23 protein-coding genes are annotated in these 26,290 nt (G+C 70.5%); 11 read left to right on the top strand and 12 right to left on the bottom strand.

The genetic code is table 11. The annotated features are described in order from the left end of the window. Positions 1 to 33 precede the first annotated feature (33 nt). From ACQPWW_RS20150 to ACQPWW_RS20125, 6 genes are all read right to left on the bottom strand, one after another. A complete protein-coding gene (locus ACQPWW_RS20150) occupies positions 34 to 870 on the bottom strand; it encodes an aldo/keto reductase (RefSeq protein WP_433124658.1) in 837 nt (278 codons plus the stop codon). A 57-nt stretch (positions 871 to 927) separates the two neighbouring features. Next, the gene (locus ACQPWW_RS20145; RefSeq protein ID WP_433124657.1) at positions 928 to 2,727 is read right to left on the bottom strand and encodes a glycoside hydrolase family 15 protein; all 1,800 of its coding nucleotides are present in this window, start codon (positions 2,725 to 2,727) and stop codon (positions 928 to 930) included. Positions 2,728 to 2,754: 27 nt separating this feature from the next. After that, a complete protein-coding gene (locus tag ACQPWW_RS20140) occupies positions 2,755 to 3,231 on the bottom strand; it encodes a hypothetical protein (RefSeq protein WP_433124656.1) in 477 nt (158 codons plus the stop codon). Positions 3,232 to 3,464: 233 nt separating this feature from the next. Continuing rightward, on the bottom strand, positions 3,465 to 3,812 hold the full coding sequence (locus ACQPWW_RS20135) for a nucleotide pyrophosphohydrolase (RefSeq protein ID WP_433124655.1): 348 nt from the start codon (positions 3,810 to 3,812) through the stop codon (positions 3,465 to 3,467). Positions 3,813 to 3,845: 33 nt separating this feature from the next. After that, positions 3,846 to 4,052, bottom strand: coding sequence for a DUF397 domain-containing protein (locus tag ACQPWW_RS20130; protein ID WP_433124653.1), 207 nt, complete (start codon positions 4,050 to 4,052; stop codon positions 3,846 to 3,848). Continuing rightward, entirely contained in the window at positions 4,045 to 4,932 is an 888-nt protein-coding gene (locus tag ACQPWW_RS20125) for a helix-turn-helix domain-containing protein (protein ID WP_433124652.1), read from the bottom strand. The genes ACQPWW_RS20130 and ACQPWW_RS20125 overlap by 8 nt, the downstream gene beginning before the upstream one ends. A 230-nt stretch (positions 4,933 to 5,162) precedes the next feature. On the opposite strand from ACQPWW_RS20125, the gene ACQPWW_RS20120 reads away from it, so the two are divergent. The 5 genes from ACQPWW_RS20120 (at position 5,163) to ACQPWW_RS20100 (ending at position 12,656) form a co-directional block, all read left to right on the top strand. After that, positions 5,163 to 5,471: a DivIVA domain-containing protein gene (locus tag ACQPWW_RS20120; protein WP_433124651.1), complete on the top strand. Its 309-nt coding sequence runs from the start codon at positions 5,163 to 5,165 to the stop codon at positions 5,469 to 5,471. After that, positions 5,468 to 5,719: a hypothetical protein gene (locus ACQPWW_RS20115; RefSeq protein ID WP_433124649.1), complete on the top strand. Its 252-nt coding sequence runs from the start codon at positions 5,468 to 5,470 to the stop codon at positions 5,717 to 5,719. Before ACQPWW_RS20120 ends, ACQPWW_RS20115 begins: the two co-directional genes overlap by 4 nt. 159 nt (positions 5,720 to 5,878) lie before the next feature. Next, complete coding sequence (locus tag ACQPWW_RS20110) at positions 5,879 to 6,295, top strand: DUF2267 domain-containing protein (RefSeq protein ID WP_433124647.1); 417 nt, start codon at positions 5,879 to 5,881, stop codon at positions 6,293 to 6,295. 139 nt (positions 6,296 to 6,434) lie between these two features. After that, positions 6,435 to 6,638: a hypothetical protein gene (locus tag ACQPWW_RS20105; protein ID WP_433124645.1), complete on the top strand. Its 204-nt coding sequence runs from the start codon at positions 6,435 to 6,437 to the stop codon at positions 6,636 to 6,638. Positions 6,639 to 6,683: 45 nt separating this feature from the next. Next, positions 6,684 to 12,656, top strand: coding sequence for a DUF4011 domain-containing protein (locus ACQPWW_RS20100; protein ID WP_433124644.1), 5,973 nt, complete (start codon positions 6,684 to 6,686; stop codon positions 12,654 to 12,656). A gap of 59 nt (positions 12,657 to 12,715) precedes the next feature. Here ACQPWW_RS20100 and ACQPWW_RS20095 read toward each other — a convergent pair whose 3' ends face one another. Beyond that, on the bottom strand, positions 12,716 to 13,231 hold the full coding sequence (locus ACQPWW_RS20095) for a Uma2 family endonuclease (RefSeq protein ID WP_433124642.1): 516 nt from the start codon (positions 13,229 to 13,231) through the stop codon (positions 12,716 to 12,718). Between the two features lie 171 nt (positions 13,232 to 13,402). Here ACQPWW_RS20095 and ACQPWW_RS20090 point away from each other — a divergent pair, with 171 nt between their 5' ends. Next, positions 13,403 to 13,576: a hypothetical protein gene (locus ACQPWW_RS20090; protein WP_433124641.1), complete on the top strand. Its 174-nt coding sequence runs from the start codon at positions 13,403 to 13,405 to the stop codon at positions 13,574 to 13,576. 79 nt (positions 13,577 to 13,655) lie between these two features. On the opposite strand, the gene ACQPWW_RS20085 is transcribed toward ACQPWW_RS20090, so the two are convergent. Next, complete coding sequence (locus tag ACQPWW_RS20085) at positions 13,656 to 14,063, bottom strand: hypothetical protein (RefSeq protein WP_433124639.1); 408 nt, start codon at positions 14,061 to 14,063, stop codon at positions 13,656 to 13,658. A gap of 154 nt (positions 14,064 to 14,217) precedes the next feature. Between ACQPWW_RS20085 and ACQPWW_RS20080 the strand changes: the two genes are divergently transcribed. Further along, positions 14,218 to 14,685 carry a hypothetical protein gene (locus tag ACQPWW_RS20080; RefSeq protein ID WP_433124637.1) on the top strand — a complete coding sequence of 156 codons (468 nt, stop codon included), beginning with the start codon at positions 14,218 to 14,220 and terminating at the stop codon, positions 14,683 to 14,685. A gap of 20 nt (positions 14,686 to 14,705) precedes the next feature. Here ACQPWW_RS20080 and ACQPWW_RS20075 read toward each other — a convergent pair whose 3' ends face one another. Genes ACQPWW_RS20075 through ACQPWW_RS20060 form a run of 4 tightly spaced genes read right to left on the bottom strand, consistent with a single transcriptional unit; the run spans position 14,706 to position 16,768 of the window. Beyond that, the gene (locus ACQPWW_RS20075; protein ID WP_433124636.1) at positions 14,706 to 14,903 is read right to left on the bottom strand and encodes a DUF4926 domain-containing protein; all 198 of its coding nucleotides are present in this window, start codon (positions 14,901 to 14,903) and stop codon (positions 14,706 to 14,708) included. An 11-nt stretch (positions 14,904 to 14,914) separates the two neighbouring features. Beyond that, positions 14,915 to 16,066 (bottom strand): WXG100 family type VII secretion target, encoded by a 1,152-nt coding sequence (locus ACQPWW_RS20070; RefSeq protein WP_433124634.1) that lies wholly within the window; start codon positions 16,064 to 16,066, stop codon positions 14,915 to 14,917. Further along, positions 16,063 to 16,383 (bottom strand): type VII secretion target, encoded by a 321-nt coding sequence (locus tag ACQPWW_RS20065; RefSeq protein WP_433124632.1) that lies wholly within the window; start codon positions 16,381 to 16,383, stop codon positions 16,063 to 16,065. The genes ACQPWW_RS20070 and ACQPWW_RS20065 overlap by 4 nt, the downstream gene beginning before the upstream one ends. Then, positions 16,370 to 16,768, bottom strand: coding sequence for a YbaB/EbfC family DNA-binding protein (locus ACQPWW_RS20060; protein WP_433124631.1), 399 nt, complete (start codon positions 16,766 to 16,768; stop codon positions 16,370 to 16,372). Before ACQPWW_RS20060 ends, ACQPWW_RS20065 begins: the two co-directional genes overlap by 14 nt. Positions 16,769 to 16,952: 184 nt before the next feature. Here ACQPWW_RS20060 and ACQPWW_RS20055 point away from each other — a divergent pair, with 184 nt between their 5' ends. From ACQPWW_RS20055 to ACQPWW_RS20040, 4 genes are all read left to right on the top strand, one after another. Further along, positions 16,953 to 18,872 carry a Na+/H+ antiporter NhaA gene (locus ACQPWW_RS20055; RefSeq protein WP_433134445.1) on the top strand — a complete coding sequence of 640 codons (1,920 nt, stop codon included), beginning with the start codon at positions 16,953 to 16,955 and terminating at the stop codon, positions 18,870 to 18,872. A gap of 160 nt (positions 18,873 to 19,032) precedes the next feature. Next, complete coding sequence (locus tag ACQPWW_RS20050; RefSeq protein ID WP_433124630.1) at positions 19,033 to 23,067, top strand: discoidin domain-containing protein; 4,035 nt, start codon at positions 19,033 to 19,035, stop codon at positions 23,065 to 23,067. Between the two features lie 178 nt (positions 23,068 to 23,245). Next, a complete protein-coding gene (locus ACQPWW_RS20045) occupies positions 23,246 to 24,829 on the top strand; it encodes an alkaline phosphatase D family protein (protein WP_433124629.1) in 1,584 nt (527 codons plus the stop codon). Positions 24,830 to 25,031: 202 nt separating this feature from the next. Continuing rightward, on the top strand, positions 25,032 to 26,249 hold the full coding sequence (locus tag ACQPWW_RS20040; RefSeq protein ID WP_433124628.1) for an MFS transporter: 1,218 nt from the start codon (positions 25,032 to 25,034) through the stop codon (positions 26,247 to 26,249). Positions 26,250 to 26,290: the final 41 nt, after the last annotated feature.

Below are 26,290 nucleotides of genomic sequence, written 5' to 3'. Positions count from 1 at the left end.
CGGTATATCCATACCCCGGAGTCATAACGCTCATCAGAACTCCTCGTACACCGCCGGGTCCTGGTCGGCGAGCCGCCCGTCCGGGCGGCCCAGCGCGGTGATGGCCTCCACCTCGGCGTCGGTGAGCTTGATGCCGAAGACGTCCAGGTTCTCGGCCTGCCGCTGCGGGGAGGCGGCCTTGGGCAGCGGGATCACCTGACGGGCCACGTGCCAGGCGAGGATCGTCTGCGCCGGACTGACGCCGTGGGCGGTCGCGATCTCCGTGATGACGGGGTGCTCCTGGAGGTCGTTGCCGTGGCCGAGCGGGCTCCAACCCTGCACCAGGATGCCGTGCTCACTGTGGTAGTCGAGCGCCTCCTGCTGCGGGAAGTACGGGTGCACCTCGATCTGGTTGACCACCGGGGTCACCCCGGTCTCGGCCACCAGCCGGTCGATGTGCTCCGGCAGGAAGTTGGACAGACCGATGTGCCGCACCAGACCGCGCTCGCGGGCCTCGATCAGCGCCCGCCACGCCTGCACGTACAGGTCGACCTTCGGGTTCGGCCAGTGGATCAGGTACAGGTCGACCCGGTCGAGGCCGGTGCGGAACACACTCTCCTCGATGGTGGTCAGCGCCTCGTCGTGGCGGTGGTGCCGACCCGGCAGCTTCGAGGTGACGACCAGCTCGTCCCGCACGTCGCCCGCCGACCGGGCCGCGCGGCCAACGGCGCCCTCGTTCTCGTAGTTGACCGCCGAGTCGAGCAACCGGTAACCCGTTCGGATCGCCTGTCCGATCGCGTCGACGCCCGCCGAGCCGTTCAGCTTGTACGTGCCGAGCCCGATCGCCGGCAGCGTGGTGCCGTCGGCAGCCGTCAGATGGGGAATCGTCATGATCGGAACCCTACCCGCGCGAGCCGTCGCGCAGGCCGTGTCCGCCGCCCGAACGGTTCAGGCAGACCCGTCACCGGCGGGGGCGTCCCGGATGGCGAGTGCGGCCTGGATGAGTGCGGCGTGGGTCAGCGTCTGGGGGTAGTTGCCGAGGTGGGCGCCCGTCGCGGGGTCCACCTCTTCGGGGTAGAGGCCGAGAGGACTGGCGTGGCCGACCATGGCCTCGAACAGCTCGACTGCCTCACGGCGACGCCCGGTGCGGGCGAGGGCCTGAACGAGCCAGAACGAGCAGGGCAGGAACGCGCCCTCGGTGCCCGGCAGGCCGTCACGTCCGGGCGGGTAGCGGTAGAGCAGTGCACCGCCGGCGGACAGCCGGTCCCGGACGGCGTCGACAGTGCCGCGTACCCGCTGTGACTCGGCCCGGTCCATGCCCAGCAGCGGTAGGACGAGCAGCGCCGCGTCGAGGTCGGACGAGCCGTAGGTGCGGACGTAGCTGACCGCCGTCGGGTCGAAGCCGCGCGTACGGACCTCGGCGGCGATGGCAGCACGGGCGTTCTGCCATCGTCGACGTTGACGCTCCGGCAGGTGGTGCGTGTCGGCGATGGCCAGGGCGCGGTCCAGCGCGAGCCAGCCCATGAGCTTGGAATGGACGTGTTGGGCGGGCTCCCGCACCTCCCAGATACCGGCATCGGGCTCCTGCCAACACTCGGCGACCACGTCGGCGAAACCGCGCACCGCCCGCCACGTCTCGGCGTAGAGGGCGTGTCCGGCCTGGGCGAACGCCCAGGCGGCGTCGATCACCCAGCCGTACCCGTCGAGCTGATGCTGACCGGCGGCGCCGTTGCCCATCCGCACCGGGACGCTGTCGAGGTAGCCGGGCCAGCCGGACAGTTCTCGCTCCGCCGGCACCTGCCTGCCGTGCAGGGTGAGCAGCGCCGGCAGGCGTGGCCGTTGCAACCGGCTCGCGTGCAACAGCCACGCGAGGAAACCACGGGCCTCGTCGGTCTTGCCGACGCTGAGGAAGGCGCTGACGCCGATGCTGGCGTCCCGGGGCCAGACATAGCGGTAGTCCCAGTTTCGTCCCCCACCGGGATCCTCGGGCAGTGACGTGGTCGGTGCGGCCACCGGCGCTTTGCAGGGCGAGTAGGTCAACAGCCGCAAGGTGAGCAGGCTTCGTACGACGTGTTCCCGGAACGGCAGCCGCTCGTCGATCTCCGCGGTCCAGGCCCGCCAACGGCTCTCGTCCTCGACCAGCAGGTCCCAGGCGGCCGTCGGCTCGACGTGGATCAGCGGTTCGCGGTGGGCCACGGCCAGCACGAGAGTGACCGGACGGCCCGGCCGGACCGTGATCGAGCTGGGCCGACCCGGTTCGATCCTGAAGGTTGGCGTGCTGTCCAACGCGACAGCGAGCGCCCCCCACTCACACACCAGACCACGGCGCCGGTGCTGCGCTCGGGGTCGGCGGTGCCGTACGCCGAGACGCGGATCGAACTCCACCACCGCCTCGACGGCCGCCCGCTCGGCCGACAACCGTCGCACGATCAGCGTCGCGGGCAGCAGGCGACCGCTGACCTCGGCCACCATCGCCTCCGTGAGGCGCAGTCTGCCGCCGCCCACCGCCCAGGTGGTCTCCATCGTGGCGGTGTGCTGCCGGTACCGCCGTTCCACGACAGTTGCCGGCCCGGCCGGACCGACCCGGAACGTTCCGGCGTCCGGGCCCCCGACCAGTCGGCCGAACAGGGGATCACCGTCGAAGCGTGGTACGCAGAGCCAGTCCATCGCGCCGTCACTCGCCACCAACGCGGCGGTGCGCGTGTCGCCCAGCAGCCCGTAGTCGCTGATCGGTGGCCCGTCAGTCATGGAGATCGCTCCCCGCCGAGCAGCCTGTCACCGGGCTTGCAGAAGCAGCCCGAGGAAGACCCCGTAGACGACGTGGACGACAGCAGTGACCAGGGGAGTCTGGATGCCGTAGTTGACGGCGAACAGGCCGGGCGGCTCCAACACCGCCGTACTGGCCGGCCCTGCCCGCTGCGAGGCCATCCGCGGGTGCGCACCAGGAAGCAGCGGCAGGATCACCGTCAACGCGATCCCGACGTGCACGATCCCGAGCAGCGCCCCGATCCACCAGGAGGCGCGGTGCAACAACGCGAACGTGGCCGCGTAGCCGAGGGCGAAACCCTGGCCGGCGCAGAGGTGCAGGAAGAACCCGACGACCCGGGCCCGATCGGGGTCCTCGGTGACGAACGCCCCGAGCACCAGGGGAAGGTCGAGCCGGGTGAGACCGGCCAGTTGGGCGGTGATCATCGCCGCGGTGAGCGCCGCGGTGGCGACCAACCCGAACAACGCCCATCCGGCCCAGTCCATCTCAGCAGTCGTCGACGCCGCGGGCGTACTCGGTCATCGGTCCACCCTCCGGCTGAACAGTGTGAATCCCACGGCCCGGACCGGACACCCGCGCACCGGGTGCCCGATTTATCACCATAGGCCACTGGAGCCGTCGCGCTGACCTGCTCGCCCAGACGTCCCTTGACGGGTCTCCGAGGGCCGTCTCGTAGACTGTCTCGACGGGCCGGATCACCTGATGACGCTGCTGACGGCTATCGCTTCGCGGCCGACCCGCGAGCCTGGTCGACCGGGTAGCGACGAGCCACCTCCTCGAGTTTGGTCGAAGCCGCCTCGACCAGGTCGATGCCGAGGACATCGGCGAGCCGGGTCAGATAGATCATCACGTCGCCGATCTCGGCCTTGACCCGGTCGCCGGCTTCTCGGTCGGACATGACGGCCGCGGCCTGCTCAGGTGTGAGCCACTGGAATTCGGCGATCAGCTCACCGACCTCACCGGCGAGAGCCATGGCCAGGTTCTTGGGCGTGTGGAACTGTTGCCAGTCCCGTTCTTCGGCAAACGCCCGCACGCGGCCTGTCAGATCATCCATGGCGGGGAGCATCGCAGACGTCAGGTACCAGCCTGCGTCGTGCTCTCACTTGTCGGGGAGGCTGACCGACTTCACGGCGGCTGTGAACATGAGCCAGGCACGGTGCTCGAAGCGGAGAGCTGGACCGTCAACATGCTTGGAATCGCGTACGGCGACCAGGTCAGGGATGTTGGTGGCGACCTCGACGCACGCGCCGCCGTTGTCGCCGCTGCGGGTGCTCTTGCGCCAGACGGCGCCGGTCAGGTCAGTCATGCCGCATCTCCCCAGCGATCCGCTTGATCATGTCGGTCGATTCTGCCTCGCCGAGGGCCAGCGCATCCAGCCCTCTCCAGACGCGGTCGTAGGCGGTCAGTTCGTCGGGCTTGTCGAGGTAGAGCGCTCCGGTCAGCGACTCGCTGTAGACGACGGACGGCTCGGGGGCCGTTCGACCGCCCTTGGTGGCGGGAAAGTCGAGAATCATGAAGGTGCCGGCGACAGCGCCGGGCTGTGGCCCGGCGGCCAGCGGCAGCACCCGAACGGACACGTTCGGCAGCTGCGACAGCTTGAGCAGGTGGTCAAGCTGTGCGGTCATGACGCTCGGCCCGTCAACCGTGCGCCGGAGCACCGCTTCCGACAACACCGACTCCAGCCGAGGTGCGGGAGGAAGCCGCCGGCTGAGGAGCGCCTGTCGTTGAAGCCTCACCTGGACGGCACGTTCCCGTTCCTCATCGCTGAGCATCCTGCCGAGCCGAAAGAGAGCGTCGGCGTAGCCCTTGGTCTGCAGGATGCCAGGGATCAGAGTCTCGTCGAAGCCTCTGAGGCGCGAAGCGGCGGACTCCAGGCCGACGTACAGCTCAAACCAGTTCGGCACCGCATCGCCGTACGCGTGCCACCAGCCCTTCGACTTTGTCTCCGCGGCCAGGCCGCGCATCGCCTCGGTCATCTCGGGCGACACCCCGTACAGCTCGCACATCGCCTTGACATCGAGCACCCGAACCGACCCTTGGCCGCATTCGAGGCGCCAGATCTTCTGCCGGCTGTATTCGAGGGCTTCGGCGGCGGCGTCGAGCGTCACCCCGGCCTCGTTGCGGAACTGTCGCAGCAGCCGACCGAGTTGCCGGCGCGGCACTGTCGATCCGATGTCGTCGGGCATCGCACACTCCCTGGTTCCAGGACGCAACGCTGCGTGACCTGCTCCTGCAACTCCTACGGGTTTCAACAAAGAAAGTCAATGCACAACAGCGAAATTGCGGTTTAGAACGTTGCGTTTCCACTGCGGACTGTCGCAGGCTGATCACAGCGCGGCGGCCGGCCGGTCCCCCCGAACGGCCGCCGTGCTTCCCCACACACTCCTCGCCCCTCCGGCTCGGAAGGCAGGCCGACATGAACGTGAACGCCAGAAACCAGCGACCAGAAACGGCGAGCAGTGGCGCGACGTACCGCTCCGCTGCGTACACCAGTCTGCTGCCGTGGCAGGTGCGCGAGCGCCGGTTCGCGCTGGTCGGGCTCGGACGTCGCGGTCTGAACCCCGACGACGTGTACGCCTTCCTCGACCGGGTCGCCGGCGACATGGCCGCCGTCTACTCCGCGCTCGCGGAGAGCCGCCGCGAGACGGCCCGGATCAAGGCCGGGCTGCGTCGCTGGCAGGCCGATCAGGCCGGCGCCCGCAACGAGCGGGGCCAGGCTCGATGAGCCAGCGGTACGTCATTCACCTGCCGGTGGCCGCCGCCGACCTGCCCGCCGCGCAGCGCCTGGCCCGGGTGATCGGCCGGTGGCTGCTGGTGCTGCCGCAGACCGACCCCGGGGAGACCACCCTCTCCGCCGAGGACCTCCAGAACGTACGTCATCGGGTCTTCTGCGACCTGCTCATGCCCGGCGGTCGGCGCTGCCTGCTCCGCGCCGACCACGACGGCCCCTGCGCCCGCCGCCTGCGCCGCTGACCCGGATTCGCCCGATGGGGATGAGGCAGGGTCACCCCCCGCCCCAGGAGGCTGTCGAGGTACCAGTTCGCTCGGCACCCGAGCGGTTGAAGTGTGCGACAGCGGCACAGGGCTCGTAACTGGCGGTTCGACGGCGATCGGGCCGGAGAGGAGAATCAGGTGGAATACGAGGATTTCATCAACCTAGTGGCCACGCGGGCGAAGGTGTCGACCGATCAGGCGGCGACACTCACCCGCGCGACGTTGGAGACATTGGCAGATCGGATCAGCGCCGGCCAGGCTGAGGACCTTGCCTACCAGCTTCCCGACGGGCTTGACGATCACCTGCGCAAACCGCCACCGCTTAACAGGCAGGAACATGCCCAGCCGTTCGGGCTCGAAGAGTTCGTGCGGCGGGTGGCGGACCACCCGGCCATCGACCGTGCGCTCGCCGGCACCGGGGTCCGCGCCGTGCTCACCACGCTCCGTGAGGCTGTTTCCCGTGACGAGTTCGAGGATGCGATGGCCCAGCTTCCAAAGGAGTTCCGGCAGGTGATCGAGCCGGTGGGTGCCGGTGGCGGGCAGCGCCCCAGGTAGCAGGCACGGACCCCGCGACGCACCCCAACTGGTCACCGGTGAACTACGCCGAATTTCTCGAAGCGGTGGGGAAGCGGGCCCGAATGCCGGCGGCGGAGGCGGCGAACGTCGTCGGAGCCACGCTGACGGCCTTGGGGAAGTGGCCAGTGGCGGCGAGGGGCGGTTGCTGGCCAACCAGGTGCCCGAGGAGTTGCGGGGGTACCTGCACAAGGATATGGACGTCGCCGGACGGATCGACCTCGTGGAGTTCCTCAATGAGGTAGGGGTGCGGTGGGTGTCCTCGGCCGGGGGTGAGGGGGAAGGTGTCCGTCAGGCGGCCGGGCCCTCTCCGCCGGTCGGGTGACCGCTAGGCTGGCCCTCCGTGGTCTCCCCACCTGGAGAAACGCCCATGTCCGACAGCGTCTTCGCGCAGTTCACCGCCGACGACGACCAGCTCGAGGTCGGGTTGCTGGTGCAGCCGGCGATCAACGCCGCCCTGGTGCACAACCGGGTGCCGCTGGTCCGTCACCTCACCCTCGTCAACCGGGGCGCGGTGCCGCTGACCGACGTGACGGTGACGCTGGAACTGCGCGGCCCGGACGGCGCGCTGACCGAGCCGTGGGCGCGTACCCTCACCGCGCCGTTGCGACCGGGGGCGAGCACGAGCTGGGACGACTTCCGGGATTTCACGCCCGACCGGGTGCTGCTGTACCGCACCGACGAGGCGTTCCCGGTCGACTACACCCTCCGGGTGCAGGCGCAGGAGCAGATTCTGCGGCTGGTCGCCCCGTCCAGGGTGTTGGCGCACAACGAGTGGTTCAACAGCCCCGCCCTGTACGACAGCCTGGCGGCCTTTGTGCAGCCGAACACCCGGGCGGTGGAGGCGGTCCTGCGGGCGGCGGCCCAACTCCTGCTCGCAAAGACCGGCTCCGGCTCGTTGCAGGGCTATCAGGAGGGTTCGGAGCGGGCGGCGCTGATCGCCGGCGCGGTCTACGAGGCGCTGCGCCAACTGGAGATCACCTATCAGACGCTGCCGGCGTCGTTCGAGAACACCGGCCAGAAGGTACGGACGACAGCCGCCGTCCTGGACGGACGACTGGGCAACTGCCTCGACCTGTCCGTCACGTACGCCGCGTGTCTGGAGGCGGCGGGCCTGCATCCGCTCATCTTCGTCAGCGCGGGGCACGCCTTCGGTGGTTTCCTGCTGGAGGAGGAGCGGCTGGGCTCGGCCGCGGTGACCGAGACCAACCTGCTGATCTCGATGGTGGACTCCGGGCGGGCCGTGCCCGTGGAGCTGACCCGCATCGGGCCGGGCGCGCAGTCGGCGACGTTCACCGAGGCGGTACGCGTCGGCCTCGGCCACTTCCGTGGCGACGGCGAGCGCATGCAGGGCGTCGTCGACGTGCACCTGGCCCACCGCTCGGGGATCCGCCCGCTGCCGTCGGCCGACGAACTGGTCGCGCCCGCCGCGGTCGACGCCGAGGCGACGCCAGAGATAACAGCGTCCCTCGCCCTTCCACCCGGCGTCGCCGCCGCGAAGCTGCGTCAGTTCGCCGACGACGGCGAGGAGGTGCCGCAGCAGTCCGACGGGTCGCCGGCCCGGATCCAGCAGTGGAAGAAGTCGCTGCTCGACCTGAGCCTGCGCAACCCGCTGCTCAACCTGCCAAAGCGCGGGCGTGGCCTGGACCTGCACGTGCCGGCGGGTGCGCTGGCGCTGCTTGACGACCTGATCCACGACGGCAAACAGGTGCAGGTCATCCCGCAGGACAACATCAGCCACGTCCACGAGCTGGCCGGGACCCGCCGGGCGCAGGACCTCGACGCCGAGATCCTCACCCGGGAGCTACGCACCGACCGGCGGGTGTACGGCGCGGTCACCGACGCCCGGTACAAGACGGCGATGCGCGCGTTGCAGCGCGAGGCCCGCACGATGGAGCAGGAGACCGGCAGTAACTACCTCTACCTGACCATCGGCACCCTGGTGCACACGAAGACGGCCGGGGGAGAGGCGTACGCGCCGCTGTTCCTCCTGCCGGTGCGCATCGAGGGTGGTAGCGGTCGTCGTCCGTACGCGATGGTCATCGACGGCACCGAGGTCGCCAGCCCCAACTACTGCCTGATCGAGTGGTTGCGGGTCAAGCACAGCGTGCGGATCCCGGAGCTGGAGCGGCCGGTCCTCGACGAGCACGGCATCTACATCGCCAAGACCCTGGCCGCGATCAACACCGGGTTGCTCGACAACCGGCTCAACTACCGCATCGACGAGACCGCCAGCCTCCGCCTGTTGCAGTTCTCCACCTTCCAGATGTGGCGGGACCTGACCGACCACTGGCCGCGGTTCATGGAGAACCCTGTCGTCCGGCACCTGGTGGAGTCGTCCGGTGCCACCTTCGACGACCCGGCCCGCCCCGACGACGCCGAGATCATTGTCGACGAGGCGGACCTGCACCTGCCCATCCCCGCCGACGGGTCGCAGATGCAGGCCATCGTGCGCGCCGAGCGCGGCCACTCCTTCGTCCTGGAGGGCCCGCCCGGCACCGGCAAGTCCCAGACCATCACCAACATGATCGCCCGGGCGGTCGGCACCGGCCGGTCGGTGCTGTTCGTCGCCGAGAAGCAGGCCGCGCTGGAGGTGGTGAAGCGTCGCCTCAAGCAGATCGGCCTCGGACCGTTCGCCCTGGACCTGCACGGGCGCAAGCAGTCCCTCAACGCGATCCGCCAGCAGCTGCGCGACGCCCTGGACCAGTACGACCAGGGCGGCGACGGCACCTGGACGGCTGTCGAGACGGCCTACCGGACGCGGCTCGCCCCGCTGACCGAGTACCCGGCCCAGGTGCACACCACAAACCCCGTCGGGATGTCGCTCTGGTCGGCCTACGAGCAGACCCTGGCGTACGGGGACGGCCCGGTCGCCCCGATCCCGGTGGCGTACCTGCACGCACCGGCCGAGGCACGCGCCCAGGTCGAGAAGACACTGCGGGAGTTTCCGGCGGCAGCCCGGTCGGCGCGGCTTCGGGCCGCGCACCCATGGGCGCTCAGCGGCTGCCGCACCCTGGACGGGCTGCACGGCGCCGCGGTCACCGAGATCGCCGGTGAGCTCGAACGCCTCCGTGCCGACCTCGCCGCGTACCCCCGCCTGGTCGAGCTTCTGCGGACGCTGCCCGCCCCGGAAACCGTGAGCGAGCTACAGGCGGGCGCCTGGCTCGCCGTACGCGGACTGCTGCCGGACCGGCCGACCACAGTGCACGCCAGCGACCGACGCTGGGACGAGGCGATGGCCCGCCTCCAGGCGGACCTGGCGACCTTCCGGCAGGGCTTCGCCGGTGAGCTGGCGACCTTCCGGCCGGACGTGTTCGCCCGACCGGAGCTGACCGCCTGGCACGGCGAGGCCCAGGAGGCGGCGAAGCGCCTGTTCGGCAAGCGCAAGCGCCGCCAGGCCATCGTGGACCGGTTGGCGGTGCATGTGGTCGCCGGTGCGACGCTCGACGTGGAACAGGTGGAGGTGCTCACCGGCCGGCTGGTCGCCGCCCAGGCGCAGGCCGCCGCGCTGCACCAACACCTGCTGGGGCTCGGTGGGCTGCGGCTGTCGCGGTGGCTGCCCACGGACCCGACCGCGCAGGAGCGGCTGACCGAGGCCATCGAGGCGACCCGGGTTGGCCGGACGCTGCTGAGCCAGCACCCGCAGGCCTGGGAGCTGTTCCAGAGCGGGTTCACCGATGTCGACGCGACGGTGCTCGACCGGTTCGCCGCGCGGTGGCGGGCCTGGCGTGGGGTGTTGCGCTCCGGCGGGCCGGAGCTGACCCGGTGGGCCGCCGGTTCGCACTGGATGGACGCCTGGCAGCGCGACGGCGCGGTCTGGCTCCAGGAGCTGCGGGCCGAGGAGCTGTTCCCGCTGCGCCGATGGGCGACCGTCCTGACCCATGCCGACGTGCTGGCCTCGGCCGGTCTCACCGACTACCGGGACCAACTGCTGCGCGCCGAGGTGTCCGCGCAGGTCGCCGAGGAGGTCTACCGGCGGGGAGTAGCGACGGCGTCCCTCGCCGAGCGGGTACGCGCCGGCGGGCTGCAGTACTTCGATCCCGAGCTGCACGACGACGAGATCAGCCAGTTCGAGGCGGCCGCCGGTGAGCTACGGTCCGCGCTGCCGACGCAACTGCCGTCGGTGCTGGTCCGTCGCCGCCCCTTCAGCCCGACCGACCGGCGGGGCCGCTTCGCCGACTTCGCGGCGGAGCTTCGCCGCAAGCGGGGCGGACGGTCCTTCCGGGAGCTGTTCGAGCAGTACCCGGACGCGGTGCTCGCACTGACTCCGTGCGTGCTGGTCAGCCCCGCGTCCGCGGCGAACTTCCTGGCCCCGGGGAGCCAACGCTTCGACCTTGTCATCTTCGACGAGGCCTCGCAGATCCGGGTGGCGGAGGCGATCGGCGCGATGGGTCGGGGCAGCGCCGTGGTGGTGGTCGGCGACTCCCGGCAGATGCCGCCGAGCAGCATCATGCAGGCCAGCCACAGCACCGACGAGGTCGACGAGGGCAACGGCCCGGTGCCGGAGGACCTGGAGAGCATCCTCAGCGAGGCCGTCGAGTCGGGGCTGCCGCAGCGGTGGCTGTCCTGGCACTATCGCAGTCACGACGAGTCGCTCATCGCCTTCTCCAACCGCTACTACTACGACAACAAGCTCTCCAGCCTCCCGTCGCCCGGCGCCGCCAGCTCGGCGGGCGTCAGCTGGCGGCGCGTCGAGGGCCAGTACGACCGGGGCGGTTCCCGCACCAACGAGGTCGAGGCGCGGGCGATCCTCGCGGACATCACCCGGCGGTTGCACGACCCGGCGACCGCCACCCAGTCCGTCGGCGTGGTCACCTTCAATATCCAGCAGCGGGACCTCATCCTCAATCTGCTGGAGGAGAGCACCGATCCGATCATCCGCGAGCAGCTCTCCGGTGCGGTCGCGGAGCCGATCTTCGTGAAGAACCTGGAGAACGTGCAGGGCGACGAGCGGGACGTCGTCCTGTTCTCCCTGGCCTTCTCCACCAACCTGGAGACCGGCCAGCTCCCGCTGAACTTCGGCCCGCTGAGCCAGGCCGGTGGCGAACGGCGGCTCAACGTGGCCATCACCCGCGCCCGCCGCCAGGTCGTCCTCTATTCGTCCTTCGACCCGTCCGACATCGACCTGTCCCGTACGTCCGCGCTGGGCACGCAGCACCTGCGGGCGTACTGCGAGATGGCCGCCGCCGGCGCGGACCGCCTGGGCGACCTCGCCACCGACCGCACCGAGCGGCGCAGCCGGATCCGCGAGGAGGTGGCCGCGGCGCTGCGCGAGCGCGGCCACGAGGTCCACACCTCGCACGGCCTGTCCGACTTCACGGTGGACATCGCGGTCCGCAGCCCGGGTTCAACCCGGTGGCAGGTGGCAGTCATGCTCGACGGCCCGGACTGGAGCGCACGCCCGACGGTGGCCGACCGGGACTCGGCGCCCGCGCTCCTCCGCTCGATCATGGGCTGGCCGGAGGTCGTGCGGTTCTGGCTGCCGGCGTGGATCCACGACCGGTCGGCGCTGCTCGACCGGGTCGACGAAGCGGTCACCCGGGCCGACGCCCCCACGACCGCCGAGCCGGAGCCCGAGTCGTGTGCGGTCACAGAGGGCATCGACCTGCCGCAGCCGCGTCCCGTAACGGACGTGGAGCAGCCACGGTCGGCACCGGCCGCCGAGGTGCCACAGCCGCGTCTCGGGGCTGACGAGGAGCGGCTCCTGAGCGCGTCGGCGCCACCCGTCACCGCACTCGCCGCGCTGCCGGTCACGGCGACGTCGGCCGCTGACACCATCACGGTGAGCCCATTCGTTCCGTACGTCCCGACCTCGCTCGGCGACCAGGCCGACCTCGACCTGCTGGCCACCGATCGGCGGGTACGTGATCTGATGCGGAACGCGCTCCGCGAGATCATCGAGGCCGAGGGGCCCATCGAGCAGCACCGGCTCGCACGCCTCGCCCTCGCCCGGTTCGGGTTCCTCCGGACCCGGGAGGACCGGCGCATTGCCGTGCTGTCGCTCGTCGACTCCCGCCGCCTGTACCCGCACCCGACAGTGAGCCGGTACGCCTGGCCCGAGGGCGTCGACCCGCTGACGTACCGCGCGTACCGGGTCACCCAGGCGAGCAACGACCGCGCGTTCGAGGAGGTGCCACCCGAGGAGGTGGCCAACGTCTTCGTGCACGTACTACAGGGCGTGCCGAGCATGGACGAGGAACGGCTGCTGCGCGCCAGCCTGGAACGGCTCGGCTACCGCCGCCGCACCGAGAAGATCGACAAGCTGCTCCGGTACGGGCTGCACGTCGCAGTGACCGGCGGTCGCGTCCGCTTCGACAAGGACGGTCGCCTCACCCTCGGCTGACGAAGTCACCAGTAGCGAGCTGAGGCGGTCGCACCAGCGTGGGCGAGGTCTGGGCCGATTTAGCCGAGGCCGTGCTCGTCCGGCCGGGTGTTGAGGACCCAGGCGAGCGGCATGGTCGCACGGACGACGTACCGGTCGCCGTCGAGGCGGTGCATGGTGACGGTCTGCGCCGCGTCCTGGTCGACCACCCAATATTGGGGGATGCTGGCGGCGGCGTATTCACTGCGTTTGGTCACGGTGTCGACACCCTCCGAACCAGGTGAAACGATCTCGATAACAAGCAGCACGTCCGCGACCGACAGCCACACACCGTCTGCCTGAGCCTTGCTCCACACGACCAGGTCGGGGATGCGCCCGCCGACACCGCCGTCACGGCCCGGTATGCGTAGCCCGACTGCTTGGGCGATGTGTTCGGCTGGGACACCGCCCTGAGCGAGCCACACCATGAGCCGGGTCGCGATGATCGCGTGGTTGTAGCCCGGCGGAGGCTTGATCGAGACGACTCTCTCGGGGCTGATCTCGTATCGGTGATTCTCGTCTGCGGCCATCATGGCCGTCAGGTCATCGAGCGTCACGACCGGGGGGCATGTACCTGCCAACCGCCTCTGAGCTCATGGCTGCATCGTACCGGTTCGCAGCCCAGCCCCTCTGATGATGGGACCGCTCAGCGTCATCGACTACCAGGATTGCTCGAGCCGGGGAATCCGGCTGAGTAGGTGGCGTCGACGAGCTCCTGAAGATGGCGGATGACGTCGACCTTGTGCTCGGTCTCGGGCAGTTGCCGTTCGCCAGTCGTCACCAGGTCGTTCCGCCAACGCCGTACCGAGAAGATCGACAAACTGCTCCGGTACGGGCTGCACGTCGCAGTGACCGGCGGTCGCCTCCGCTTCGACAAGGAAGGTCGCCTCACCCTCGGCTGACGAGAGTCACCAGTAGCGAGCTGAGCACCTAATCGGGAACGGTGGGACAAGTCAGGTCGGTGCTGCCTCAGCGTCCGGATCAGACGTGACCGCCGTGGATTGCGTGGGCGTGGATGCCGGCGACAACGTTGCTGTTGTGTCGCTCGACGCCACGGGCCGCGAGGAGAGGACCGAGGACCAGGTACGCGATCCAGGTCAGGGGCATCGTCACGAGGCCGACGACGGCGAAGATGAGCAAGAAGTTGATCCAGAAGAGCCCCCAGAAGGACAGCATCAGAATCACACCGTGAGCCGTCCGGCCGGCGTACAGGTTGCCCACACCGAAGATGCCGAAGAGGCCCAGGACCAGCTCAAGGGCGATGGCCGCACCGGCGGACTTCTGCGATACGAGCACCGCCTGAGGCCCGACGTACACCGGCTGTACCAGAGCCGGCAGGCGCTCGGTCGGCGGCAGCTGCCACTGTTGGTAGGGATCGGGATGAGTCACCGCACGAGTCTCGCGTGGGGACGGTCGATGAGTCACCCGCCGTTTGGTCCCGTGCACCGACTGCAAGGGCCGGCCGCACGTCCATGTGGCCACGAGGACATCCGACTTCAGCGGGTCGGCATGTCGCTGAAAACCCGCCGACGGGAGATAGGCGTTGCGCTATCAGATCCACTTCGAGCAGGAACTACCCGCCGAGGCGCTACGCCGATTTCTGTACGAGGGCTACGGCGTCGCGCCGCACGCGGTCTACGTGGGGCGGATGGAGGACCGGGCGGTCGACGACCCTCGGCCTGTCGTCATGCTCAATCCTCCGGACGAGGACGAGGAATTCGGCTGGATCCTGACTGGTGACAGCGAACTCGCCGACGCCACGGGTCAGGACGAACGAGAGCTGGCGGCAACCCTGGCCCGGACCTTCCGGGTGCGGGCGTTCATTGACGACGGTGGCATCTACCCCGATCGGTGGGTGTTGGTCAGCACCGACGGCAGCAGTGGTCGGGTCCTGACCGACGAGAGCGCTGCGGCCGACGGGAGCCTGCGGGTCGTGCACGCTCTCGAACCGATAAGTGGAGAGCCGCATCTCGCTGTCGTACCGCCGCCGGACTGGGCACGCGACTGGTGACCAACTGACGGAACGACCAACTATCCGCCTCGGTGAACTACCTGGTCGGCGCGGAGCGTGACCATTGCGACGGTACGGCCATCGGGGTCGGCGAACTCGACTTCGTAGGCGATCGGGGGGCCGTTGAAGACATCAACGACGGTCCCCACCGCCCCGGCGGGCAACTGTTCCTCCGGAATTGCTTCGCGAAGCTCAACCACGTCGTACAACTCCAACATGTCGTCCTTGTCTAGGGCGGGAACGAGATGGTCACCAGCCGAGGCGCAGATGCCCCGCTCTCCAGTATCCAGGCTGTGCGGACGGTGACCGTGCCACTGGGCCCGGTCAGGGGAAGGTCCACGGACCACCGCTGGCCGAAATTGTCAGCCTTGCCCAGCAGGGGCTCGCCAGCTCGTACACCGTCGCGGATCTGCTGCATGATCAGGTCTGCGTCGTCGGGTCCGAGGCCGGTGGAGGAGTTGATGACGCGGTACTTGTTCTTGCCCACCGGGTGATCGGGATTCATGGCGTAGGCAGTGATTTTTCGGGGATCGATTTCGGCCTTGGTGAAGTCCGGTCGGCCGGGATCTATCGAGGTTCTTGGTGGCTCGGGGCCGTCGCGCCGCTGCGGGGCGGGCGCCTGATTGCGGAGCCGCCCCAGCGTCTGCTTGAGCTTTTCGATGAGGTCGCCGAGGCGGCGTACCTCCGGGATCAACCGGCGCAGGCTGGCCAGCAGCCCGCGCAACAACCGCGCGATCCGCGCCCCCCACGACGCCACCAGCGTCGTGACCTGCTCCACGACCAGCGGCGCGGCCAGTCCGCCGGTGACGACGAGTTCGCCCGCGTACGTGATGAGGCGGGAGACGCAGGTGGCGATGGCGTCGCGGACCAGGAGCCGGACGGCGGCCACCAGGCCGGCGGCGCCCTCGGTGATCGCGGCCATGGTGTCGGCGCCCTGGGCGAGGCCGGTGATGGCCTGCTGTTGTTCGGCGGCCCAGGCGCGGTAGGCGGGTCCGGCGCTGCCGCCCCAACTGGCGACGTCGTTGCGGACGGTGCGGGTCAGCTCGGCGGCTTCGTCGCGGAGCGAGGCGGCGACGTTGCGCCAGGTCTGGGCGTGTGCGGTGATCTGTGCCGGATCGCCGGCGAGCCAGTCGAGTCCCTCACTGAGCGGCTTGACGTGCTCGATGAGCCAGGCGATCCCGTACTGGAGCAGGGCGCCGACCGGGTCGGAGACGAAGGCGAGGGCGTCGAGGCCGGCACTCACCACACCGAGGCTGCCGTCGATCCAACTGCCGTTGCGGACGCCCTGGGCGATGAGGTCGATGTCCTCGCAGATCCACACACCCGCCCAGGCGCTGGGCGGGGTGTCCGCCGCGGCGGCGACGAGCGGGTTGGATGTCACGGGCGCTGCCGCACCCCGTCGAGCAGCTGCTTGGCGTGGGCGTCGGATCGTCGGTAGCGATCCGCGCTGGTGCGCAGCTTCCCGGCGGTGTCCCGTACCGAGCCGGCGGCGGCGCCGACGCCGTCGACCAGGGTCCGTTGCAGGTCGCCGAGCAGCGTCGGCATCATCGCGCAGAGTTGCCCGTAGGCGTCGGCACCCAATCGGACGTGTTGGCCTGCCTGCTGGGCGGTGGCGAGGCTGTCGGCGCAACTGTCGAGGTGCGCGGCGTGGGTGGTCAGGTCGTCCGGGACGACCCGGATGCCGTCACCGGCCGGCATCGCTCGGCCCCGGGTCGCCGACCAGGCGGCTCCGGTACGAGTCGACGATGGCGCGGGCGCTCACGTCGTCGCCGAACGTATCCGCAGCGATTTCACCTATCTGCCGGAGCAGGTCGGCGCGCGCGGCTCTGGTGGTGTCCATGATCTGCCGGGCGGTGTGCGCCGCGGCCTGTTGCCGGATGCGCTCGTCGAGCCGCAGGTCGGTCAGGAGGCCAGCCGAGTCGACGGTGACTGCGACGCTGCGGTCGGCGTTGTGGGCGGTGCCGGCGAGCGCCTGCATCCGTGCCGACAGCGTCCTGGCCCGTTCGGCCCGTTCGACAAGCGACGACTCCCACTCGTCGAGCCGGCGTCCCGCCGCGTCGAGCGCGGCCTCATCCGCCCACATGGTGACCCTCCCCAGGGGACCACCGCCGGCGGCGACCGGCGGGATCACCGGTACGTTATCAACCGGTGGCACAACGTGTACGTCCCGATCGCCGCCCAGATGCTCGGACATCGCACCCCGACGGAGGATTCAGCGCCAAATCGGTAGCAGATCGACAAGGATTGTCTCCGTGACGAGCGACAACATGCACCGGGGATGGACCAGCCGAACCGCCTGGGAGGGGCGGCTCAACGCTCCGCTGCGCGCGTTCCTGCGCACCGAGACCGGCGGCGCCCGGGTGGTGCTGGTCGCCGCGGTGGCCGCGCTCGTGTGGGCCAACCTGCACCTGTCGTCGTACGAGTCGGTGTGGGGCACCTCGCTCTCGGTTCGGCTCGGCGACTGGTCCCTGTCACACGACCTGCGTACCTGGGTCAACAGCGGCCTCATGACCTTCTTCTTCCTGGTAGCCGGGTTGGAGTTGCGCCGCGAGTTCGACATCGGCGAGCTGCGGGAGCGGCGTCGACTGGCGTTGCCGATGTTGGCCGGGTTCGGTGGCATGCTCCTGCCGGTCGGGATCTATCTCGTGATCAACGCCGGGCACCCCAGCGCAGCGGGCTGGGGTGCGGTGATGGCCACCGACACGGCGCTCGCTCTCGGTGCGCTGGCCGTCTTCGGGCCGCGTTTCTCGGATCGGCTGCGGGGTTTCCTGTTGACCGTCGCCGTCGTCGACGACGTGGTAGCGATCGCGGTGCTGGCCATCGCGTACCCGCATCATCCCTCGCTGTCGGCGCTGCTCATCGCGGTGGTGATCTTCGGTGTCGTGCTGCTCGTCCGGGCCTTGGGTGTGCGGTTCGGGCAGGTCTACGCGCTGCTGGGGGTGGCCGCCTGGGTGGCGGTCTCGGAGTCCGGCGTCGACCCGGTGGTCGTGGGTCTGGTGATGGGGTTGCTGAGCTACGCCTACGCTCCCGGCCGCGGCGACCTCCAACGGGCGAGCGACCAGTTCCGTCTCTTCCGGGAGCAGCCCACCCCGCAGCTCGCCCGGATGGCGCGGGCCGGGCTCATCTCGGCGGTGTCGCCGAACGAGCGGCTCCAGAGCATCTACCACCCGTGGGCGAGCTACGTTGTCGTGCCGCTCTTCGCGCTGGCCAACGTGGGGATCGTGATCGACGGCGACCTGCTGGCCCGGGCCGTGGTCTCGCCGGTCACCATCGGCGTCGTGGTCGCGTACGTCGTCGGTAAGCCGGCCGGGATCGTGGCCACCTCGTGGTTGGTGGCCCGGCTGAGCGGTGACCGGTTCCGACCACCCGTCGGCTGGCTCGCCGTCGTGGGGGTCGGCACGGTCTCCGGCATCGGGTTCACCGTCGCGCTGCTCATCGCCACCCATGCCCTGAGCGGCCCGGCCCTGGACGAGGCGAAGCTCGGCATCCTCGTCGCGACAGTTGGCGCGTCCCTCGTCACCTGGCTGGTGTTCCGTACCGTCGGGCGACTGTCGCCGGCACGGCGGGCGCGGGGGCTGCTGGGCGTCACCCAGGGGATCGTCGACCTGATGCTGCCTGTCGACCCGGAACGCGACCACCTGCGCGGATCGCTGGACGCGCCGGTGACGGTCGTGGAGTACGGCGACTTCGAGTGCCCCTACTGCGGGCAGGCCGAGCCGGTGGTCCGGGAACTGCTTGCCGACTTCGCCAACATCCGGTACGTCTGGCGGCACCTGCCGCTCACCGACGTCCACCCGCATGCCCAACTCGCCGCCGAGGCCGCCGAGGCGGCGGGGGAGCAGGGCGCGTTCTGGGAGATGCACGATCAGCTGCTCGCGCACCAGGACGCCCTCGGCCCCGACAATGTGGTCGGCTATGCCGAACAGCTCGGCCTGGACCTCGACCGGTTCCGGGAGCACATGGCGAAGCGGAAGGGCGTCGACCGGGTCGCCGAGGACGTCGACTCCGCCGATCTCAGTGGTGTCACAGGCACCCCGACCTTCTTCATCAACGGCCAGCGCCACCATGGCGCGTACGACATCGCCGCGCTCTCGGCGGCGGTGAAGGGGGCGTTCGCCAGCGCGAAGCTCCGCCCGGAGTACCACCCTCGGCCGCCCGGACGGCGCGAGGGCGGGCCGCCGAGCTGACCGCCCGCACCCTCGGCCTGAAGGTGGCAGACGCAACGGCGGGACGTGTTCGTGGAACCACGCTGGACCCAGGGTCTTGACTCTCACGAAACATCGGGCCACGATCTGACAACGTTGTCACGGACCCTCATCTGACAACGTTGTCCTGTCTGGAGGCACGATGTCCGAGCTCCCGCCCCTCTCGCGGCGTACCTTCCTCTCCGCCGGCGCCACCCTGCTGGCCTCCGTCGGGGTGGCCGCGGTCCTCCCGGACGGCGTCGCGGCCGCCGCGCCGGCGACGCCGGCCGCCACGCCGCCGGCCACCGACCTCGCCCGGTACCGCCCGGTGGCGGTCTCCTCCACCGACTACGCCCCGACGCCCGGCACCTTCGCTGTGGACGGCCTGCCGCAGGTCGGCGTGCGCGGGACCGGGTGGCGCGCCGCCACCGGCGATCCGCAGTGGATCTCGGTGGACCTCGAGGCCCCGTGCCGGATCGAGGCCGTCACCCTGGTCTTCGAGGCCACGCTCGCCGACGGGCCGTTCGACGGCAACTACACCGACACCGACGGCGACGAGATTCTCTCCAGCGCCGCTACCGCGTACCGGATCGAGGTCTCCACCGACGGCCGGGACTGGCGGTCGGTGTACGAGACGACCGAGGGGCGGGGCGGCGTGCAGGCCGTCACGCTGCCGGAGCCGGCCACCGCCCGGTGGATCCGCATGACGGTCACCAAGCGCTCGAACAGCAACCCGGTGGGCCTCAACGGCTTCCAGGTGTACGGCGTACCCCTGGCGGACCGACCGAAGGCCGAGGGCTGGACCAGCTGGGAGGGCGGCAACACCGGTCCGGCCCCCGAGCTGAGGGTGGCCGCCGACGGCACGGTGCCGCTGGAGTCGGGCTGGTCGCTGACGATTGACGACTTCGCGGGCACCGCCAACGGCGCCGACCTCTCCCGCGCCGGCGTCGACGTGCGGTCCTGGTTGCCGGCGACGGTGCCCGGCACCGTGCTGGGCACCCTTGTCGAACAGGGGCACCTGCCCGACCCCGTGGCCGGGTTCAACAACATGCGCATCCCGGAGGCGCTGTCGCGGCACACCTGGTGGTACCGGCGCGCGCTGCGGCTGCCGCGCGGCCTGGACACCTCGGCCGGCCGACGGGTCTGGCTGGAGTTCGACGGGATCAACCACGAGGCCACCGCCTGGGTCAACGGCGTCCAGGTCGGCAGCGTCGAGCACCCGTTCGCGCGGGCGGCCTTCGACATCACCGACGCCCTGGCCGGTCACCGCGGCGAGCACGTCCTCGCCGTCCGGGTCACGCCGATGCCGCACCCGGGCACCCCCGGCGACAAGGGCGCCGACGGTCGCACCTTCCTCCAGTCGGCCCACCACTACCTCGACGCGCCCACCTACCTGGCGGTGTCCGGGTGGGACTGGATGCCCGCCGTCCGCGACCGGGTCACCGGCCTCTGGGACCACGTCCGCCTACGCGGCACCGGTGCCGTGGTGATCGGCGATCCGCACGTGCAGACCACGCTGCCCGACCTGCCGGACACCGGCGCCGCCGAGGTCACCATCCGGGTGCCGGTCCGCAACGCGACGGCCACCGCCACCACTGTCACCGTCCGCGCGGAGTTCGACAGGGTACGCGTCGAGTCCACGGTCACCGTCCCCGCGAACGGCAGCGCCACCGTCACCTTCGCACCGGAGCGTTTCGGTGGGCTGCGCCTGCGCAACCCCCGTCTGTGGTGGCCCAACGGCTACGGCGAGCCCCACCTGTACGACCTGACGCTCACCGCCACCGTCCGGCGCGCGGTCAGTGACCGGCGTCAGTTGCGCTTCGGCATCCGGGAGTTCGCCTACGACTGGCACCAGCCGATCGTCATCTCGCCGCCCGGTAGGCCTCCGCTGGAGTTCGTCGACGGCGCCGCGGCCCAGACCGTCACGTTCGACAGGCAGCACGCCCGGCACGTGCGCATCCAGGCCGGCCAACGCGCCACCGGCTGGGGCATCTCGATGTTCGCGTTGTCGGTGGCCGACGGGACCGGCCCGGATCTCGCAGTGCGCCACGACGCGACAGCGTCGACCTCGGAGAGCGACAGCAACGGGCCCGACAAGGCCGTGGACGGTGATCCGGCGACCCGCTGGGCCTCGCAGGCCGAGGACAACCAGTGGATCCAGGTCGACCTCGGCGCGGCTGTCGACTTCGACCGGGTCACCATCGTGTGGGAGCAGGCGTACGCGCTTGACTACCGCGTCCAGGTCTCCGTCGACGGCGACGCCTGGAGCGACGTGCAGGCGGTGAACAACGACACCCCGCTGGGCAGTCGTGCCACCCAGGTCGAGACGTTCGCCAGCCAGACCGCACAGCACCTGCGCATCCAGACCGGCGCGCGGGTGACCTCGTGGGGTGTGTCCATGTGGGCGCTGTCCGTGCAGCGGCAGGCCGAGCCGGACGTCGACCTGGCGCTGGGCAGGACCGCCACCGCGTCGTCGTCGGACAGCGACTCGAACGGCCCGGACCGGGCCGTCGACGGCAACCCGCGGACCCGGTGGTCGTCGAAGTTCGAGGACAACCAGTGGATCCAGGTCGATCTGGGTGCCCCGGTCGCCTTCGACCAGGTCACGATCGTGTGGGAGCAGGCGTACGCCCGCGACTTCGTCATCCAGGTCTCCGACGACGGGCAGCGGTGGATCGACGTGAAGTCGGTGAGCAACGCCGTCACCCAGCTCAAGATCAGCGTGAACGGTGTGCCGGTGTTCGCCCGGGGCGGCAACTGGGGCTGGGACGAGCTGCTGCGTCGGGTGCTGCCCGACCGGTTGGCCGACACGGTCGAGATGCACCGCGACATGAACTTCACGATGATCCGCAACTGGCTGGGCAGCAGCAACCGCGAGGAGCTGTACCAGGCCTGCGACGAGCAGGGCATCCTGGTGTGGAACGACTTCTGGCAGGCGGGCGCGTTCCTGCCGAACCCGCCCGGCTACGTGGACATCGCCGCCGACACCATCCGGCGCTTCCGCCACCACCCCAGCATCGTGGTGTGGTGCGGCGCCAACGAGGGTGACCCGCCGCCGATCGTGGACGCCGGGCTGAAGCAGGCCGCCGCGACCGAGCACCCGGAGATCCTCTACATCCCCAACTCGGCCGGTGGCATCGTCAGCGGCCACGGCCCCTACCACTGGGTGGAGCCGGCGACCTACAACAACAAGAACACGTACGACACCGGGGCGTTCGGTTTCCACACCGAGATCGGCATGCCGGTGGTGTCGGTGGCGGAGAGCATGCGCAACCTCGTCGGCGACGCCCCGGAGTGGCCGATCGGCGAGGTGTGGAACTACCACGACTGGTCGACAATCGGCAACCAGCGCGTCGGCACGTACCAGGCGGCGATCGACGCGCGGCTTGGTGAGTCCGGCTCGCTCGACGAGTTCGCCACCCGGGCGCAGTTCGTCAACTACGAGAGCCACCGCGCCATGTTCGAGGCGTGGAACGCCAACCTGTGGCAGGACGCCACAGGTCTGCTGCTGTGGATGTCGCACCCGGCGTGGCACAGCACGGTCTGGCAGACCTACGACTACGACCTCGACGTCAACGGCGCCTACTACGGCGCCCGGAAGGGTTGCGAGCCGGTGCACGTGCAGGCGGACCCGGGCACCTGGCAGGTGCGGGTGGTCAACCACACGGCGGCGGCGCTCACCGGCGTCACCGTCACCGCCCGCCGGTACGACCTGAGTGGCCGCTCGCTGGGCTCGCCCCAGCGCCAGCGGGTGGACGTCCCCCGGTCGGCCACGACGCCGGTCTTCCCGCTGGCCGCGGCGGACGGTGGCGGGCTGCACCTGGTCCGGCTGGAGCTGCGGGACAGCCGGGACCGGCTGCTCACGGAGAACACCTACTGGCGCTACGACAAGGCCGAGCAGATGCGGGCGCTCAGCGACCTGCCGAGCACCCGACTGTCGACGTCGTCGAATGCGGTCCGCGTCGTGGACGGGCGGAACACCCTCACCACGACGGTCCGCAACCTGGGCCGGACGGTCGCCGTGTTGGTCCGACTCGCCGTCCGCGACAAGGGCGGTGCCCGGGTCCTCCCGGCCCGCTTCGACGACAACTACTTCTGGCTCCTGCCGGGGGAGACCCGTCAGGTGGGGATCTCCTGGCCGGCGCGGTCGGGCCTCGCCCGGCAGGTCACGGTGACCGCGCAGGCGTACAACTCCTAGGGGTACGCGGTGGGAAGCGGCGTCCCGATCGCCGCTTCCCACCGCGGCCGGGCCGGTCCGCCGTCGTCAGTGGATTGCCCCGGCCCTGTTCACGGGGTGTTCCGGCGGGCGTCATGTCGGACAGTTGGGATCAGGAAAGCACAGGCAACACCGTCTGCTTTCCGGAAGGTATCCCTCCATGTCGCAGTCACCCCGGACGCTGCCGCGTCGTCACTTCCTCGCCCTGGGAGGTGTCGCCGCCGGCGCGACGATCCTCGCGGCGGCCGAGCCCGCGTCGGCGAGCTCCGGCGCGTCGAACGACCACCTCACAGTGCCCGGCTACGTGTTCACGCTCGGTGTCGCCTCCGGCGACCCGTCGTCCGACGGCGTCGTGCTCTGGACCCGCCTGGCGCCGGACCCGCTCGCCCCCGACGGGCTCGGCGGCATGCCGGACCGCACCGTCCCCGTGCAGTGGGAGGTCGCCGAGGACGAGAGGTTCCACCGGGTGGTACGGCGCGGCGTGGAGCACGCCACTGCCGACTGGGCGCACTCGGTGCACGCCGAGGTGCACGGCCTGCGGCCGGACCGCGGATACTGGTACCGCTTCCGTGTCGCGGGCCAGATCAGCCCGGTCGGCCGCACGCGTACCGCCCCGCGGCCGGGGGCCAACCTGCACTCGATGACCTTCGCGTTCGCGAGCTGCCAGGCGTACACGGACGGCTTCTTCACCGCCTACGAGCACCTGGCCCGGGAGGACCTGGACCTGGTGGTCCACCTCGGTGACTACATCTACGAGGGCGCGGGCGCCGGCACGATCGGCCGCCCGCACGTCCCGGCGGCGGAGACGTTCGCCCTGACCGACTACCGGATCCGGTACTCGCAGTACAAGCTCGACCCGGCGCTCCAGGCGGCGCACCGGGCCGCTCCCTGGGTGGTCGCCCCGGACGACCACGACGTGGAGAACAACTGGGCCGGCGACCACTCGCAGCCGGACACCGAGCCGGACCAGGACCCGGCGGTGTTCCGGCTGCGTCGGGCCGCCGCCTACCAGGCGTACTACGAGAACCTGCCGCTGCGCCGCTCGTCCATGCCCAGGGGGCCGGAGATGCAGGTCTACCGACGCCTGACGTTCGGTGACCTGCTCCAGCTCGACGTGCTCGACACCCGACGCTTCCGGGACCAGCAGCTCACCGACCAGTCGCTGCGGTGGGACCCGAACCGGCAGATCCTCGGAGCGAAGCAGGAGGCCTGGCTGTTGGCGGGCCTCGGCGCGTCGCGGGCCCGCTGGAACGTCCTCGGCAACCAGGTCTTCGCGATGGAGGCCGACCACACCGACGGTCCGACCGAGACGTTCGGCATGGACACCTGGGACGGGTACGCGGCGGCGCGGCAGCGGCTCTTCGACGGTCTGGCGACGCGGAACGTGGAGAACTTCCTCGTCGTCACCGGGGACGCGCACCGCAGCGTGGCCGCCGACCTGAAGCTGAACTTCGCCGACCCGGCGTCCCGCACGATCGGCACCGAGTTCCTCGGCACCTCGATCAGCTCGGGCGGCAACGGCACGGACATGGACGCGCTCGGGGTGACCTGGCTGGCCGAGAACCCGCACATGAAGTTCCACAACTCCCAGCGCGGATACCAGGTGGTGCACCTCGGCCGTAGCGAGATGCGCACCGACTACCGCGTCGTGCCGTACGTCGACGTGCCCGGCGCCCCGGTCGCGACGCGGGCCAGCGTCTACGTGCAGAGCGGCCGGCCCGGGGTGGCGCACGTGTTGGCGTAGGCGGGCGTGCGCCCGGCGGTTGGCCACCGACACCGCGGAAGCGGCTCGGTGGCCAACTGCCGGGTGGCGCGGCGGGCGCCACCTGATGAGGGGCGTTTAGGGCAGTTGCCGCACCCGCACGGCGGGCCAGGACCCATGCTGCACGGGGGGACAGGAGCGCGATGGCCCACGGCAGGGGCGTCCGAGCCCGAAGGGACCGATCATGTCCAACGCCAGCCGTGCCGATGGCGCAACGACGCGGTCGGGTTCCACGTCCGGCGCGGCGCGGGTCACGTTCGCCTTCTGGATCACGCTGGTGGGCACCACGGTGCCGACCCCGCTCTACCCGCTCTACGAGATGGAGTTCGGCTTCTCGTCGTTGACAGTGACAGTGGTCTACGCCCTGTACGCGTTGGGCGTGGTCGTCGGGTTGCTGGTCTTCGGTCGGCTCTCCGACCAGATCGGCCGACGCCCTGTCATCCTCGTCGCGCTGCTGCTCTCGGTCGCCGCGGACGCCGTGTTCCTGGCTGCCGTGGACCTGGCGATGATCGTTGTGGGTCGGATCCTGGCCGGTCTCTCCGCCGCGCTGATCATCGGCGCGGCGACCGCGGCGCTGGCCGAGTTGATCAGCCCACGGCATCCGAAGCGTGCCGCCACCGTGTCGATCTTCGCGAACCTGGGCGGCCTGGCCACCGGCACCCTGCTCTCCGGGATCGTGGCGGACGTGGCGCCCGGCCCGCTGCGGCTGCCCTGGGTGATCGTGCTGGTCCTGGCGGTGGTCGCGATCATCGCGCTGCGCGGCGTCCCGGAGACGGTGCGGGAGCGCTCGCCGGTGACGTTGCGGGTGCAACGGTTGCACGTGCCGGCGAACATCCGCGGCGCCTTCGTCCGCTCGGCGATCACCGCCGGCGCGGGGTTCGCCGCGCTCGGGGTGCTCACGTCGGTGAGCGGGTTGTTCCTCGGCATGGTCCTGCACGAAACCTCGCACACCCTGGCCGCGCTGGTGGTCTTCGTGGCGTTCACCGGTGCCGCGTTCGGGCAGTTGCTGACCCGCGCGCTGTCCTCGCGCGCCGCGCTGGCCAGCGCCGCCGTCGGTCTGATCATGGGGGCGGGCCTGCTCGCGTTCAGCATGTGGATGGCGTTGCTGGCGACGCTTGTCATCAGCGCGGCGATCATCGGCGTGGCGTCCGGGGTGGCGGTCGGCGACGGCATCGCGACGATCACGACGAAGACCGAGCCGCGGCATCGGGCCGAGGCGGTGTCGACCTTCTTCGCCATCCTGTTCGCCATGCTCGGTGTGCCCGCCGTGGGGGTGGGCCTGCTGATCCAGGGCGCCGGTCTGCGTCCCGCCGGCGAGATCTTCAGCGCGGTCGTGGCGGTGCTCGCCCTGGTCGTCCTGCTCAGCCTCGTGCGGGGCGGCCGGGCCCGGCCCGCGCACTGAGCACCGGTCGGGCCGGTGCGCGGGCAGCCCGGGAGGTCTTG

Origin of the sequence: Micromonospora sp. CA-240977, assembly GCF_050942285.1 — a bacterium.
Taxonomy (GTDB): domain Bacteria; phylum Actinomycetota; class Actinomycetes; order Mycobacteriales; family Micromonosporaceae; genus Micromonospora.
This window is presented reverse-complemented; position numbering and strand designations above follow the sequence as displayed.